The sequence below is a fragment of the Caproiciproducens faecalis genome (genome assembly GCF_019448085.1).
Classification (GTDB): Bacteria; Bacillota; Clostridia; order Oscillospirales; family Acutalibacteraceae; genus Caproiciproducens; species Caproiciproducens faecalis.
Genome location: NZ_JAGFNZ010000004.1, coordinates 83,939 through 97,161 on the forward strand (window position 1 = coordinate 83,939; position 13,223 = coordinate 97,161).

Here is a 13,223-nt window from a genome sequence, read left to right on the forward strand (position 1 = left end):
AAAAACATGCAGAATTTTCCTGTCATTTTGTTTTAGAACCAGCGCAGCGGACGTTCAGCTGCCGCTTGTATCAAGCGTGTTTACCGTTCTTCACTGCATGAGTCGTATACGCGCAGTCCGTCTATGCATACAGCTTCATTAAAATTTCCTGAATTTTGCACATTTGCAGATGTTTCCGAGCAATTTCCATCCATAAAATAATCCTCCTAACACATTTAGTGAAACCTTTGTTTCTCAATACCATTTTATGGCGGCTGTTTCATTGTGTTACAGAAATATTTTCCCATCACGGCTAAGTTTTTTCAAAATAGTAAAAAACTAATAAATTAATATATAATAAAAAATATATAGTATTAATAATCATTAAAATATAGTAATAATCTATTTTAAATGAGCAATAAATACAAAATATGATTATTTCAATCCGATTAATTCGTCTTTTTATAAAATCTTTACTATTTATATTTTATTAAGATTCTGTTATAATTGTGTTAACCAAATGTAAGAAATTCATCAGGTAAGAATAATCACTCGACAGGACGAAATGAGGTTATCTAATGTCACTTGCGCTCATTATCGCACTTCTCCTTGTTTGCGCTTCTATCTTTGTCAACGGCTGGACAGACGCGCCGAATGCAATTGCTACTGTTGTTTCGACCCGAGTGCTTTCCCCACGGGCGGCAGTTTTAATGGCTACAGCCTTTAATCTGGTCGGTATCATGTGCTTCGGCACTGCGGTTGCCAGTACGATTGCCAATCTTGTCAATGTCGGAACCGGGTCCAATCCTCTGATTGCGATTTGCGCAGCTCAGCTTTCCATAGTAATATGGTCGGTGTCTGCTTGGAAATTTGGAATTCCAACCAGTGAAAGCCACGCGCTGATTGCCGGGCTGATGGGTTCTGGGATTGCCTATAACGGCGTTTCCGCTTTTAAGCTGGCAGAGTTCCAAAAGGTGCTTTGGGGCATCGTTATCTCGACAGTCGTAGGATTCTGCGTAGCTTATGTTGTGACCAAATTAGTCGGTTTTCTGTTCCGCAGGGTTAAGCGCGCGAAAGCAAACCGCTTTTTCTCTCTGGGACAAGTTGCTTCCGCCGCCCTGATGGCCACGAGCCACGGAGCGCAGGACGGGCAGAAATTTATGGGCGTTTTTGTACTGGTTATTCTTCTTGCGAAAAATCAGCCGATTCCGCAGACCGTTCATATTGATATCTGGATTATGTTCCTCTGTTCCATCGTTATGGCGATCGGGACTTCCATCGGCGGTTACCGTATCATTAAGACAATGGGAATCGATATGGTAAAATTGGAAAAGTATCAGGGATTTTCCGCTGAGATTGTGGCTTCACTCTGTATGCTGATTACGACCGTATCTTCCGGAATTCCCCTTTCCACCACCAATACAAAAGGGACAGCGATGATGGGTGCCGGCGCGGCAAGGCGTTTTTCCGATGTAAACTGGGGAATAGCGAAAGAAATGGTCGTGGCATGGGTATTGACTTTTCCGGCCTGCCTTATTCTGGGCTATGTTATGACCAAACTGTTTGTGCTGATTTTCTAAACCGCAAAACAGTATAGGATATGTAAAGAATAATGAATCTGTTATTTTGAAGGGTAAGGGAACTATCATGAGTAATTTTTTTGCTAAAGGGCCGGACTATTTCTCACTGTTTGAAAAAGGGATCGGTATTTCCTGCCAGGCTGCAAAAGTGCTTCAGAATTCGTTTTCGGACGGCGCCATTGATAAAAATGAAATAAAACTGCTCAAAGACATTGAGCACGATGGGGACAAGCACGTTCACTATTGCTCCAACCTCATTGCAGACGCGTTTATTACACCGATTGACCGTTCGGATATGATGGATATGGTTCGCGCCATTGAATCAATTACCGACAGTATCGACGATATTGGAAACCAGATTTACATGATGCATATTTCGGGCGCAAATGAGACAACTGTGAAACTGGTCGATCTGATTGTCAAAAGCTGCGAGGGACTTTGCACTTTGATGTCCGACTTTAAGCAGTTCAAGAAGAATTTGAAGAGCATTAAGCAGATGTCGGTATATGTCAATCATCTGGAAGAAGAGGGCGACGCGATTTTCAGCGAGGCGATGAGAGAGCTCTTTGATCCGGAAAACAAGATGGAGATGATCGATGTGATCCGTCTTCAGAATCTTTACAATACCATGGAAAATTCGCTGGACTACTGTGAAGACGTCGCCGATATTGTAGAGCAGATTATTATTTCAAACACTTAAGCAAACCACTTTTTCAAGCTCACCTTTTAGGTGGGCTTTTTATTTTGGCTGCGGGGAAAAGGGCGGCAAAGATTTTATTATTGAACCGCGCCCAATAGTTTGCTATAATACTCTTATTAATGACATAAAAGTGTAAAGGGGATTTTCCATGGCAAAGGTTACGCTGATTGCATATACTCCCGAACCGGAAAAAACGGTAGCGCAGGCGGCAAAGCTCTGCTATTCACCTGCTTCCATAGAAGATATATCGGAAGGACTCACCGACGAAAAGGTTGCGTCCTTTGTGGACATGCTGGCAGAAATCGGTCATGAAAGCCCGATTGAGCACGCGTCTTTTACGTTTGGCATCCAAGGGGTTTCCCGTTCTTTTTTGGCGCAGATGACCCGCCACCGAATTGCTTCTTACAGCGTGCAGAGTCAGCGTTATGTGACGGAGGCCTGCTTTGAGTATGTCGTTCCTCCGGAGATTGAAGCCATCCCCGAAGCAAAGGCGGAGTTCCTAAAAGCGATGGAAGAAGATCAGAAGCACTATGAAAAACTGACCTTTCTTTTAAAAGAGAAACATAAAAAAGAACTGATGGCCGCCGGAAAAGATGAAAAATCCGCCGAGCGCGCTGCGCAGAAACAGGCGATTGAGGACGCGCGGTTTGTTCTGCCCAACGCCTGTGACACCAAAATGGTCTGTACCATGAACGCGCGTTCGCTCTATAACTTCTTTTCCCACCGCTGCTGCAACCGCGCCCAGTGGGAAATCCGCGCCGTTGCGGTGGAAATGCTGCGTCTTGTCCGCGGCGTGGCGCCGCACCTCTTCAAGCACTGCGGGCCGCCTTGCCTGCGCGGTGCCTGCCCCGAGGGCAAAATGTCCTGCGGCAAAATCAGTGAGGTGCGCGAGTTTTTTAATGGAATAGGGGAAAACTGATGGGCGGAAAATTAATTACCATGGAGGGACTGGACGGCAGCGGAAAGGCAACGCAGACCGAACTGCTCTGTCAGACGCTGACCGGGCGGGGCGTGAAGCTGCGCCGCGTCTCTTTTCCAGACTATAACGAACCTTCCTCTATTTTGGCCCAGATGTACCTGAATGGGGAATTTGGTACCAATCCGGACGATGTTAACGCTTATGCCGCTTCCTCATTTTATGCGGTTGACCGCTATGCGAGCTATAAAAAATACTGGCAGCAGGATTACCTCGCCGGTTCTTTGATTATCGCCGACCGGTATACTACATCCAATATCGTATTTCAGCTTTCCAAGCAGCCGCGCGAACTCTGGGCGGATTTTGTGGAGTGGGTACAGGATTATGAATACAATAAACTGGGGCTGCCCCGGCCTGACCTGACCATCTATCTGAATATGCCGCTGGATGTTTCCCAGAAACTTCTGAGCAGCAGGTACCATGGAAATGAGGATAAAAAGGATATTCACGAAAGCAACGCGGAGTATCTGCGTGCATGCCGCAAAAGTGCGGAATACGCCTCGCAGAAGCTGAACTGGAAGATCGTTCAGTGTGCGGATGACAGGGGCCTGAAGACGGTTGAACAAATTCACGGCGAAGTGATGAAGATTGCAGCAGACGTGCTGTGAATTTCACGGACTTTGTCATGGGAACAGAAGGACGGATGATATGATTTGTTTTGCGAACTGGGAAATGCGCGGCGAACTTGCAGAAATCTGGACAAGCTGCTTTCATGAGCCTGTGCGTCCGGCAAAATATTTTCTGAATAATTATTTTAAGCCTGAAAACTGTCTGGTTTATAAAATGGGGGACAAAACCGCATCCGTCGTTTATTTGCTGCCCGCCCGGATTCTGGTCGGGTCCGTATCCGTACAGGCGCATTACATCTATGCGGCGGCTACTTTGCCGCAGTTCCGCGGACACGGCTATATGGCGGCGCTGCTGGCTGCCGCGGCGCTGGTGGGCGCCAACCGGGGCGATCAGTATTCCGCGGTGCTCCCTGCCGAGCCGGAGCTTTACAGCCTTTATGAAAAGGCCGAATACACGAAATTCTTTCAGGTGAAAAACGTTTCGCTTTCTCTGGAGGATCTCTGTTCATTGGCCGATTCCGGTGTTTCCTCACGCACTCTTTTGACATACAGCCAGATGAACAGTCTGCGCGGGGAACAGCTTGAGGGGAAAACCGGTTCCGTGCTTTGGAGTGACGAAGCGTTCGCTTTTGCCGCCGGGATGGGTAAAATCTACGGTGATAAAATGGTCTGTTCCCGCACCGGAGGAAAATTTGCCTATGCCCTTTGCCGCCGTACGGACACCGATACCTGCGCGGTTCTGGAAATGATGGCGGACAGCGATACTCTCCGGGATCTGGCGGCGAACATTATCAGCGCCGAGCCTGCGGAGCGCTACACCTTCCGTCTGCCCGTATGGGAGACACTTTTGGGTCAGCAGGGCGAACCGGCTGATTTCGGTATGCTCAAACCCCTGGGCGGGGCTGTTTGGGACCCGCTGCGGCAGAACGCGGCCGCGCCGTACCTTGGGCTGCCGCTTGACTAATTTTGGGAGGTGTCAATGATGATTTATCTTTTTCTGGCGGATGGATTTGAAGAAATTGAGGCGCTGGCAGCCGTGGATGTTTTAAGACGTGCCGGCTGCGACCTTGTTACCGTCGGTGTCGGCGGCAAAAGAATTACCGGAGCGCATAAAATTGAAGTAACCGCCGATATAGAAGAAAAGGAAGCGGTGACGGACGGGCTGGACATGGTAGTGCTGCCGGGCGGTATGCCGGGGACGCTCAATCTGGAAAAATCCCCGATTGTAAAGGCGGCTATCCGCTACTGTGCGGAAAATGATAAATACATCTGTGCCATCTGCGCGGCTCCCTCCATTCTCGGTCATATGAATCTTCTGAAAGACCATACCGCGACCTGCTTTCCGGGCTATGAACAGGAACTGCACGCGAAAGCCCTGTCCGCCGAGCCTGTCTGCGTCAGCGGAAAGGTGATTACGGCCAGAGGCGCGGGTGTTGCCGTGGAATTTGCCCTTCAGATCGTGGCAGTACTGTTTGGCACCGAAAAATCAATGATGCTTAGGAAGTCGATGCAATGTATGTAAGAAATATCCGCGAAATCAAAATGAATCTGCGCTCACGCTACCGCCAGTTCCGTGAAAAAATGACGGAAAATCAGAAAATCAGCCTGGACTCCACCATTCAGAGCAGACTGCTTGCGCTGCGTGAATACGCGGCGGCGGACACGGTATTTACTTATGTCAGCAAGCCGATCGAGGTGGATACAATCGCCCTGATTAAGGCCGCGCTTGCCAACCACAAGCTGGTTGCCGCGCCGCGCTGTGTACCGGACTCCTATGATATGGAATTCTTTTATATCACTTCCCTCGATGATCTGGAAAAAGGCAGCTTCGGTGTGCTGGAACCGATTGTTTCCCAGTGCCGTAAAGTAACCGATTTTTCCAAGGGCTTCTGCATTGTGCCGGGGCTCAGCTTTGACGCGCAGGGGTACCGGCTGGGCTACGGTAAGGGATACTACGACCGCTTTCTGGCGGAATTCGGCGGGAACACCGTCGGCATCTGCTACTCCGGCTGTGTCCAGTGGAACCTGCCCCACGGGTATTACGACAAGCCGGTCGACATTCTGATTACGGAAAAGTATATTAGAAGAATGGCAAACCAGCAAAAGTAAGATTACCATTCTATGTTCAAAACAGGAGGACGTATCCATGAGCAACGACAGGGACCTTAACGAGTACCACCAGAAAAAGGTGGAAAGCTTTAAGCTGAATATTCCCGATGAGGATTGGGGCGACACGCCGGATACGGACCTTTCTTCCGATCTGCGCACTACGGACGACGCAAACGCGTCCAACACCGTAATCAGCAGTTACAGTGACCCGCGCGAGGCACAGAGGGCAAAGTCCATGCAGGACGAAGCGGAAATCAAAGCCGAAAAGGCCCATCAGCTTCGCAACAGGGAAAAAGGCAGGAAAAACAAGGCGTTTTTCCGGTTTATCTGGATCATCATGGTCCTGTTTGCCTCTATTTTATTTTCACAGTTTATGATTACTGGGATTAACGACATGCTTGCAATCGGCAAGGAGAGGGTAAGCGTTACGGTTGAAATACCGAAGAATGCTACTACCGGGCAGGTTGCCGGGGCACTTAACACCGCCGGCATCGTGCGCGACGTAAATTTCTTTCAGCTCTATTCCAAGCTGACCAAGGCGGACGGCCATTACAGCAACGGCAGCTATAAAATCGACACCAATATGGACTATGAAGCCATCATCAACAGCCTTCAGTCCAATATGAACCGTGTGGATACCGTCAAAATCACCTTCAAAGAGGGTGCCAACATGCTGGAAATTGCCGATCTGATGGAGAAAAACGGAGTTTGCTCCGCCAAGGAAGTTCTTGCCGCAGTCAATTCGGATGCTTTTGATAAGAATTACGAAATGCTTCAGGCTATCACCAACGAAAAGGACCGTTACTACAAGCTGGAGGGCTATTTGTTCCCGGATACCTATGAATTCTACAAGGACGAAGATCCCGATCAGGCAATTGCCAAGCTGCTCAGCAACTGCAACAAGAAACTGACTAAGCAGATCCGCAACAAGGCGGCGGCCCAGAATATGACTATTGACCAGATGATGACGCTGGCTTCCATGATACAGGCGGAGGCGGCGGATAAAGAAGATATGTATAAAATATCGTCCGTTTTCCACAACCGCCTGAGCAGCGGCGGAGAGGGCGACCTGCTCCGTCTGCGTTCGGACCCGACTACCTATTACCCGTACCGCACCAAGGCGTCGGTTCCGTCCGACATACGCGAAACTTATAAGAGCAAATACGATACTTATACTATTAAGGGCCTTCCCGCGGGACCGATCTGCAACCCGGGCGCGGATGCGATTGACGCGGCCCTAAACCCCGCAAGCACCAATTATTATTATTTCTGCCATGACAAGAACGGAAAAGCATATTATGCGAAGACGAATGCACAGCATGAGGCCAACCTGAAAAAGGCAGGACTGAAATAGAAGTCTTTGGAGGACAAAAATTGACAGATATGAATCAACACGTTGAGCTGTTATCGCCTGTGGGCGATCTGGAGCGGCTCGGCGCGGCAATCAGCTTTGGCGCCGACGCGGTCTATTTGGCCGGGCAGGAGTTCGGGATGCGGACGGCGCCGTCCAATTTTACAAACGAAGAACTGGCAAAAGCAGTGCAGTATGCGCACGAAAAGAAGGTATGCGTCTATCTGACATGCAACACCGTACCGCATAACAACGAGCTTGCGCGTCTGCCGGAATTTCTGCAGTTTGCGCAGGATGCCGGGGTCGACGCGCTGATTATCGCGGACCTTGGGGTCATGGCTATGGCGAAGAAATACGCACCGAAGGTGGAAATCCATATGTCCACACAGGCCGGAATCGCGAACTATGTCAGTGCCTGTGAACTGTATGATATGGGCGCTTCCCGCGTTGTGCTGGCGCGTGAGCTAAACCTTGGGGAGATTGCGGAGATCCGCGCCAAAACGCCCCAGGAGCTTGAATTGGAGGCGTTTGTGCACGGTGCCATGTGCGTTTCCTTTTCCGGCCGCTGTCTTTTGTCAAGCTACCTGACCGGGCGCGACGCCAACCGCGGTGACTGTGCGCAGCCGTGCCGATGGGAATACGCGCTGATGGAATCAAAGCGTCCCGGACAGTACATGCCGATTTCTGAAGACAAGCACGGTACCTATATTTTAAATTCAAGAGATATGTGTATGATCGAACATATACCGGAAATTTTGAAAACCGGTATCACAAGCCTGAAAATAGAGGGCAGGGCGAAATCCGCGTACTATGTTTCCGTGACGACCAACGCCTACCGAAGTGCCATAGACGAATATTATGCGAATCCGGAACAAAAGGTTTCCCCATGGATTGTGGAGGAGCTGAACAAAATCAGTCACCGCGAATACAGCACCGGTTTTTATTTAGGAACGGAACCGGGTCAGGTGTACGGGAACGGCGGCTATGTACGGGAGTACGATGTCATCGCCGTCTGCGAAAATTACGAAAACGGCGTGGCCACCCTTTCCCAGCGCAACCGCTTTTTCAGGGGAGACACCGCCGACGTGCTGGAGGCTGGCAACCGTCCATTCCTTTTGCCGCTTGACGAGTTATACGACAGGGACTGGAATCCCATTGATTCCGCACCCCACGCTATGATGACCGTGCTGGTCAAAACCGACCGCCCCCTTGTGAAAGGGGCGATCCTTCGAAAGGTGCGGGCATAGAAGGATTCCATGCATTGGCAGAAAGAGAAATGATTAAAACGCCTCCATATTGGTAATCCTAACCAATATGGGGGAATTTTTATGGAAAAAAGAACAGCCGCTTTTTTCGGCGTATTCATGCTTTGTATGTTTCTTTGCGTTTTAAGTCTCTATACCGTTTCGGACGGCGCACAGCTTGCCGCGACCGCCAACAATCAGAGCAGTTATAAGCTTGTTGTGGCAAAAACAAGGGGAACCATTTACGATTGCAATAAAGTTGCTTTGACCGGTGCGGGCAAAGAGTACGCCGCCGCTGTTGCGCCCAGCGTAGAGGGCGCGGCGGCGCTGAGCAAAGTGCTGCCCGAAAAGGAGATGGAAGATCTCTATCCGTCCCTGACAGCGGGGAAACCGTTTGCCCTGAAGCTGCCCCAAAGTGTCAGCGCCGGCGGCATCGATGTATTCACCCTGGACAAAAGGTACGCCGACAAACAGACTGCCGTACACATCCTCGGGTATCTGGACGGCTCCGGCGCGGGCGCGGCGGGCATTGAAAAAGCATTTAACAAGCAGCTGACACAGAATCAGGGCCAGATTTCAATTACCTATAAAGTGGACGCGGTCAACCGCGTTCTGGCGGGGGAAGACAAAAAGATCAGCGATTCCTCCTATTTACAAAACAGCGGGGTTGTATTGACAATTGATAAAAATATTCAGGAGATCGCCGAAAAAGCAGCCGGGAAATATCTGACCAAGGGCGCAGTAATCGTAACGGAGGTGCCGTCGTGTAAAATCCGCGCAATGGTCAGTCTGCCCGACTTTTCCCCAAACAACATTGCCGCGGCGCTCAACGCAGAGGACTCTCCGCTTGTCAACCGCTGTCTTTGCGCGTATAACGTGGGCTCCGTATTTAAGCTGGTCTCCGCTTCCGCGGCACTGGAATACGGTATCTCACCGGACACCCAGTACACCTGTACCGGCTCTATTGATGTGGACGGCGGCATTTTTCATTGCTTTAACGGGGAAAGCCATGGCAGTGAAAATATGAAAGCGGCGGTTGCTCAGTCCTGTAACGCTTATTTTGTCAATCTCATGAAGCAGGTGCCGCAGGCCCAGTTTCTGCTGATGGCTCAGAGCATGGGCTTTGGGCGCTCCTTTGAAATCGCCCCGGGCATTACATCGGCTTCGGGCAATCTTCCTACGCTGAAAAGCCTCAATATCCCCAGGGCTTTGGCGAACTTTTCGTTTGGGCAGGGGGATCTCACCGCCACACCCCTGCAGATTGCGGCTATGGTGAACGCGATTGCAAGCGGAGGGGAGTATACACAGCCCTATCTGTATGAGGGCATTGTGGATGAAAATCTGAATAATACGGCAAAGGCACCCGCACAGAAAAGCACGCAGGTAATTTCCCAGAACACCGTGGTACTGCTCCGGGATTTTATGAAGGAATCCATTGAAACGGGAACCAGCAAAAAAGGCAAGCCAACCACGGGCGGAGCAGGTGCCAAGACCGCGACCGCTCAAACGGGCCGGTATGTAAACAGTGTGGAGTCGGTGGAGTCCTGGTTCGCCGGTTTTTATCCGTATGAGAACCCGAAGTACGTCATTACGGTGTTTGCGGAGGACGGCACCGGCGGCGGCGCGACCTGCGGCCCGGTTTTCAAAGAGATTGCCGACGCGCTGGCTGCTAAAATCGGCCAATAACCGACAATTTGATTGACAAGCCGAAGTATTCAGTTTATAATCATGATGAAATAAAATGAATTGTGCCGGTTCCCCGGCACATCGTTAAAGGCGATAAAGGGTACAAAGGTGCAGGGCACTGCAAAAGAGAGGGAATCCATGGCTGAAAGATTTCCGCGGCCGCCGTCACCCAAGCCAACCCGTAGCCCTGCGGCGACGAGCCGCGGCGTCTTCTCCGCGTTAAGGGGATTCAAGCGGCGCTTCGGCGCAATTTGGGTGGTACCACGGATTTCTCCGTCCCATTGTGGACGGTGGAGTCTATTTTTTTGCGGTAAGCCGCGAACGTAATCAATTATTTTTGCCTGACAGGCGGAATGGAGTTATTACAATGGAGTGGACAGGGTTAAATGAACTGCGTGAAAAATATCTGTCGTTTTTTGAGTCGAAGGGGCATCTGCGTCTGCAGAGCTTTTCACTGATTCCGAAGGATGACAACAGCCTTCTGCTGATTAATTCCGGCATGGCGCCGATGAAAAAATATTTTACCGGAGAGGTGACTCCACCGCGCAAAAGAGTGACGACCTGCCAGAAATGCATCCGTACCCCGGACATTGAGCGCGTCGGCATCACCGCCCGCCACGGCACTTATTTTGAGATGCTGGGCAATTTCTCCTTCGGTGACTATTTTAAACACGAAGCAACCGCCTGGGCATGGGAATTCTGCACCAAAGTGCTGGATATGCCTGTGGATAAGCTTTGGGTCACGATTTATACCGACGACGACGAAGCGTTTGAAATCTGGACGAAGGAAGTCGGCATTGACCCGTCCCGCATTGTCCGTCTGGGTAAAGAGGACAACTTCTGGGAGCATGGCTCCGGCCCCTGCGGCCCCTGCTCCGAAATTTATTTTGACCGCGGGGAGCAGTACGGCTGCGGTTCTCCGACCTGCGGCGTAGGCTGCGACTGCGACCGCTATGTTGAATTCTGGAACGTTGTGTTCTCCCAGTTCAACAGCGACGGCAAGGGCAACTACCCGCCGATGGAGCATCCGAATATTGACACCGGCATGGGCCTTGAGCGTCTTGCCTGCATTATGCAGGGTGTGGACAACCTGTTCCTTGTCGACACCGTTCAGAACATCATGAAACATATCTGCCGAATCGCCGGCGTAAAATACGGTGACGACCCGAAAAAGGATATTTCTCTGCGTGTTATCACCGACCACATCCGCAGCACTACTTTCATGATCGGCGACGGCGTCATGCCGTCGAACGAGGGACGCGGCTACGTTCTGCGCCGTCTGCTGCGCCGCGCCGCGCGCCACGGGCGTTTACTCGGAATTGACCGTACATTCCTTGCGGAAGTTGCGCAGACCGTCATTGACGAGAATAAAAACGCATATCCTGAACTGGACGAAAAGCGCGCCATGATTACAAAACTCATCGGCGTGGAGGAAGAAAGCTTTGCCAAGACGATCGATCAGGGGCTTCAGCTTCTGAGCAGCTATATTGACAACAGCGGCAACAAAGTCTTCTCCGGCGCGGACGCATTCCGTCTGAACGATACCTACGGTTTCCCGATCGACCTGACGAAGGAAATTCTGGCTGAGCGCGGGATGACCGTTGACGAAGAAGAGTTTAAGCGTCTGATGCTGGAGCAGCGCGAGCGCGCAAGAGCCGCCAGAAAGAACGCAGGAGCGGACGCCTGGGAAGGGGAAAGCGACCTGCTTGAAAATGTCCCGGAAACGGAATTCCTCGGCTACGGACAGATGGAAGCCTCGGCAAAGGTTCTTGCCATCATCCGTGGCGGCGAGCGCGTACAATCCGCGACCGCGGGCGACGAAATTGCGCTGGTGCTCGATAAAACCGCCTTCTACGCGGAAAGCGGCGGACAGGTTGGAGACACCGGCTCTATTGAATCCGCCGACGCAATGATAGAAGTAAAGAATACCACAAAGAACCATGCGAAGAATTATCTGCACCACGCCGTTGTAACGGCCGGACAGATCCGTGTGGACGAAGAAGTGAAAGTTTCCATAGATAAGGAAAGACGTCTTGCCATTATGCGCAACCATACGTCTGCCCATCTGCTGCAGGCCGCGCTCCGCAAAGTACTGGGCGACCACGTTGAACAGGCCGGACAGCTGGTCAATGAAAAGCATGTCCGTTTCGACTTTACGCACTTCTCCGCCCTGACAGCGGAGGAACTGGGAAAAGTCGAGCAGCTGGTCAATCAGGTGATTTTGAGCGGAACTCCCGTGGAATGCCGTGAAATGCCGATTGAAGAGGCGAAAAAGCTCGGCGCCATGGCGCTGTTCGGCGAAAAATACGGCAATATTGTCCGTGTTGTTACCGTTGGTGATTTCAGCCGTGAATTCTGCGGCGGTACTCATATTGACAACACCGCGAAAATCGGCCTGTTTAAAATTGTATCGGAAAGTTCCGTTGCTGCCGGTGTTCGCCGCATTGAGGGCGTTACCGGCGCCGGTGTGCTTGATCTGCTGAACCGTACCATCGGTGAAATTGAAGAGGCGGCGGCCGCGCTGAAGCTGAACAATTCCTCCGAACTGGTGCAGAAAGCGGTGCAACTCTCCGCCGAACTGAAGGAAAAGGATAAGACCATAGAAATGCTCAACTCCAAGCTGGCGGGCATTCAGATTGACAGCCTGATTGCCGGAGCTAAACAGGTGGGCGGGGTTCAGGTCATTACCGCCGTGTTTCCCGGAACAGAGCCGGACGCTCTTCGCGCCCTCTGCGACAAGGCCCGTGACCACGCTCCGAACATGGTTGCCGTATTTGCCGGAACCCGGGACGGAAAGGCAAACATTGCCGCGTGTGTTGCGAAAGAAGCAATGGCAAACGGCGTCAACGCGGGTCAGATTGTACGCGCGGTCGCGCAGCTGGCGGGCGGCAACGGCGGCGGCAGAGCGGACAGCGCCATGGCCGGAGCAAAGGATTTATCCAAGCTGGACGGCGCTCTTGCGGAAGTTGAGAAAATTGTTGCGAATATGCTTAAATGATACTATAATAGTAACGTTGTATTGTTAGAAC

General features: G+C 51.1%; 11 protein-coding genes. All 11 read left to right on the plus strand.

What is annotated here, in order from left to right; all coding sequences use genetic code 11:
• Positions 1–557 precede the first annotated feature (557 nt).
• Positions 558–1,559 (plus strand): inorganic phosphate transporter, encoded by a 1,002-nt coding sequence (locus tag J5W02_RS10830; protein ID WP_219965709.1) that lies wholly within the window; start codon positions 558–560, stop codon positions 1,557–1,559.
• Between the two features lie 67 nt (positions 1,560–1,626).
• The gene (locus J5W02_RS10835) at positions 1,627–2,259 is read left to right on the plus strand and encodes a DUF47 domain-containing protein (RefSeq protein WP_219965710.1); all 633 of its coding nucleotides are present in this window, start codon (positions 1,627–1,629) and stop codon (positions 2,257–2,259) included.
• A gap of 148 nt (positions 2,260–2,407) precedes the next feature.
• A complete protein-coding gene (thyX, locus tag J5W02_RS10840; protein ID WP_219965711.1) occupies positions 2,408–3,178 on the plus strand; it encodes an FAD-dependent thymidylate synthase in 771 nt (256 codons plus the stop codon).
• Positions 3,178–3,843 (plus strand): dTMP kinase, encoded by a 666-nt coding sequence (locus tag J5W02_RS10845; protein WP_219965712.1) that lies wholly within the window; start codon positions 3,178–3,180, stop codon positions 3,841–3,843. Before thyX ends, J5W02_RS10845 begins: the two co-directional genes overlap by 1 nt.
• Before the next feature lie 40 nt (positions 3,844–3,883).
• The gene (locus tag J5W02_RS10850; protein ID WP_219965713.1) at positions 3,884–4,768 is read left to right on the plus strand and encodes a GNAT family N-acetyltransferase; all 885 of its coding nucleotides are present in this window, start codon (positions 3,884–3,886) and stop codon (positions 4,766–4,768) included.
• Positions 4,769–4,786: 18 nt separating this feature from the next.
• Complete coding sequence (locus tag J5W02_RS10855) at positions 4,787–5,326, plus strand: DJ-1 family glyoxalase III (protein ID WP_219965907.1); 540 nt, start codon at positions 4,787–4,789, stop codon at positions 5,324–5,326.
• Positions 5,317–5,913, plus strand: a complete 597-nt coding sequence (locus J5W02_RS10860; RefSeq protein ID WP_219965714.1) for a 5-formyltetrahydrofolate cyclo-ligase — start codon at positions 5,317–5,319, stop codon at positions 5,911–5,913. The genes J5W02_RS10855 and J5W02_RS10860 overlap by 10 nt, the downstream gene beginning before the upstream one ends.
• Before the next feature lie 37 nt (positions 5,914–5,950).
• Positions 5,951–7,267 carry an endolytic transglycosylase MltG gene (mltG, locus tag J5W02_RS10865; protein ID WP_219965715.1) on the plus strand — a complete coding sequence of 439 codons (1,317 nt, stop codon included), beginning with the start codon at positions 5,951–5,953 and terminating at the stop codon, positions 7,265–7,267.
• A 29-nt stretch (positions 7,268–7,296) separates the two neighbouring features.
• A complete protein-coding gene (locus tag J5W02_RS10870; protein WP_219965716.1) occupies positions 7,297–8,511 on the plus strand; it encodes a peptidase U32 family protein in 1,215 nt (404 codons plus the stop codon).
• A gap of 81 nt (positions 8,512–8,592) precedes the next feature.
• Positions 8,593–10,194: a peptidoglycan D,D-transpeptidase FtsI family protein gene (locus tag J5W02_RS10875; protein ID WP_219965717.1), complete on the plus strand. Its 1,602-nt coding sequence runs from the start codon at positions 8,593–8,595 to the stop codon at positions 10,192–10,194.
• A 367-nt stretch (positions 10,195–10,561) separates the two neighbouring features.
• Positions 10,562–13,192: an alanine--tRNA ligase gene (gene alaS, locus J5W02_RS10880; protein ID WP_219965718.1), complete on the plus strand. Its 2,631-nt coding sequence runs from the start codon at positions 10,562–10,564 to the stop codon at positions 13,190–13,192.
• Positions 13,193–13,223 lie beyond the last annotated feature (31 nt).

Excerpts from the sequence above, each read along its gene's own strand:
- J5W02_RS10845 (WP_219965712.1), top strand. The coding sequence starts at position 3,178 with ATGGGCGGAAAATTAATTACCATGGAGGGACTGGACGGCAGCGGAAAG.
- J5W02_RS10850 (WP_219965713.1), top strand. The coding sequence starts at position 3,884 with ATGATTTGTTTTGCGAACTGGGAAATGCGCGGCGAACTTGCAGAAATC.
- J5W02_RS10860 (WP_219965714.1), top strand. The coding sequence starts at position 5,317 with ATGTATGTAAGAAATATCCGCGAAATCAAAATGAATCTGCGCTCACGC.
- J5W02_RS10855 (WP_219965907.1), top strand. The coding sequence starts at position 4,787 with ATGATTTATCTTTTTCTGGCGGATGGATTTGAAGAAATTGAGGCGCTG.
- alaS (WP_219965718.1), top strand. The coding sequence starts at position 10,562 with ATGGAGTGGACAGGGTTAAATGAACTGCGTGAAAAATATCTGTCGTTT.
- thyX (WP_219965711.1), top strand. The coding sequence starts at position 2,408 with ATGGCAAAGGTTACGCTGATTGCATATACTCCCGAACCGGAAAAAACG.
- J5W02_RS10830 (WP_219965709.1), top strand. The coding sequence starts at position 558 with ATGTCACTTGCGCTCATTATCGCACTTCTCCTTGTTTGCGCTTCTATC.
- J5W02_RS10875 (WP_219965717.1), top strand. The coding sequence starts at position 8,593 with ATGGAAAAAAGAACAGCCGCTTTTTTCGGCGTATTCATGCTTTGTATG.
- mltG (WP_219965715.1), top strand. The coding sequence starts at position 5,951 with ATGAGCAACGACAGGGACCTTAACGAGTACCACCAGAAAAAGGTGGAA.
- J5W02_RS10870 (WP_219965716.1), top strand. The coding sequence starts at position 7,297 with ATGAATCAACACGTTGAGCTGTTATCGCCTGTGGGCGATCTGGAGCGG.
- J5W02_RS10835 (WP_219965710.1), top strand. The coding sequence starts at position 1,627 with ATGAGTAATTTTTTTGCTAAAGGGCCGGACTATTTCTCACTGTTTGAA.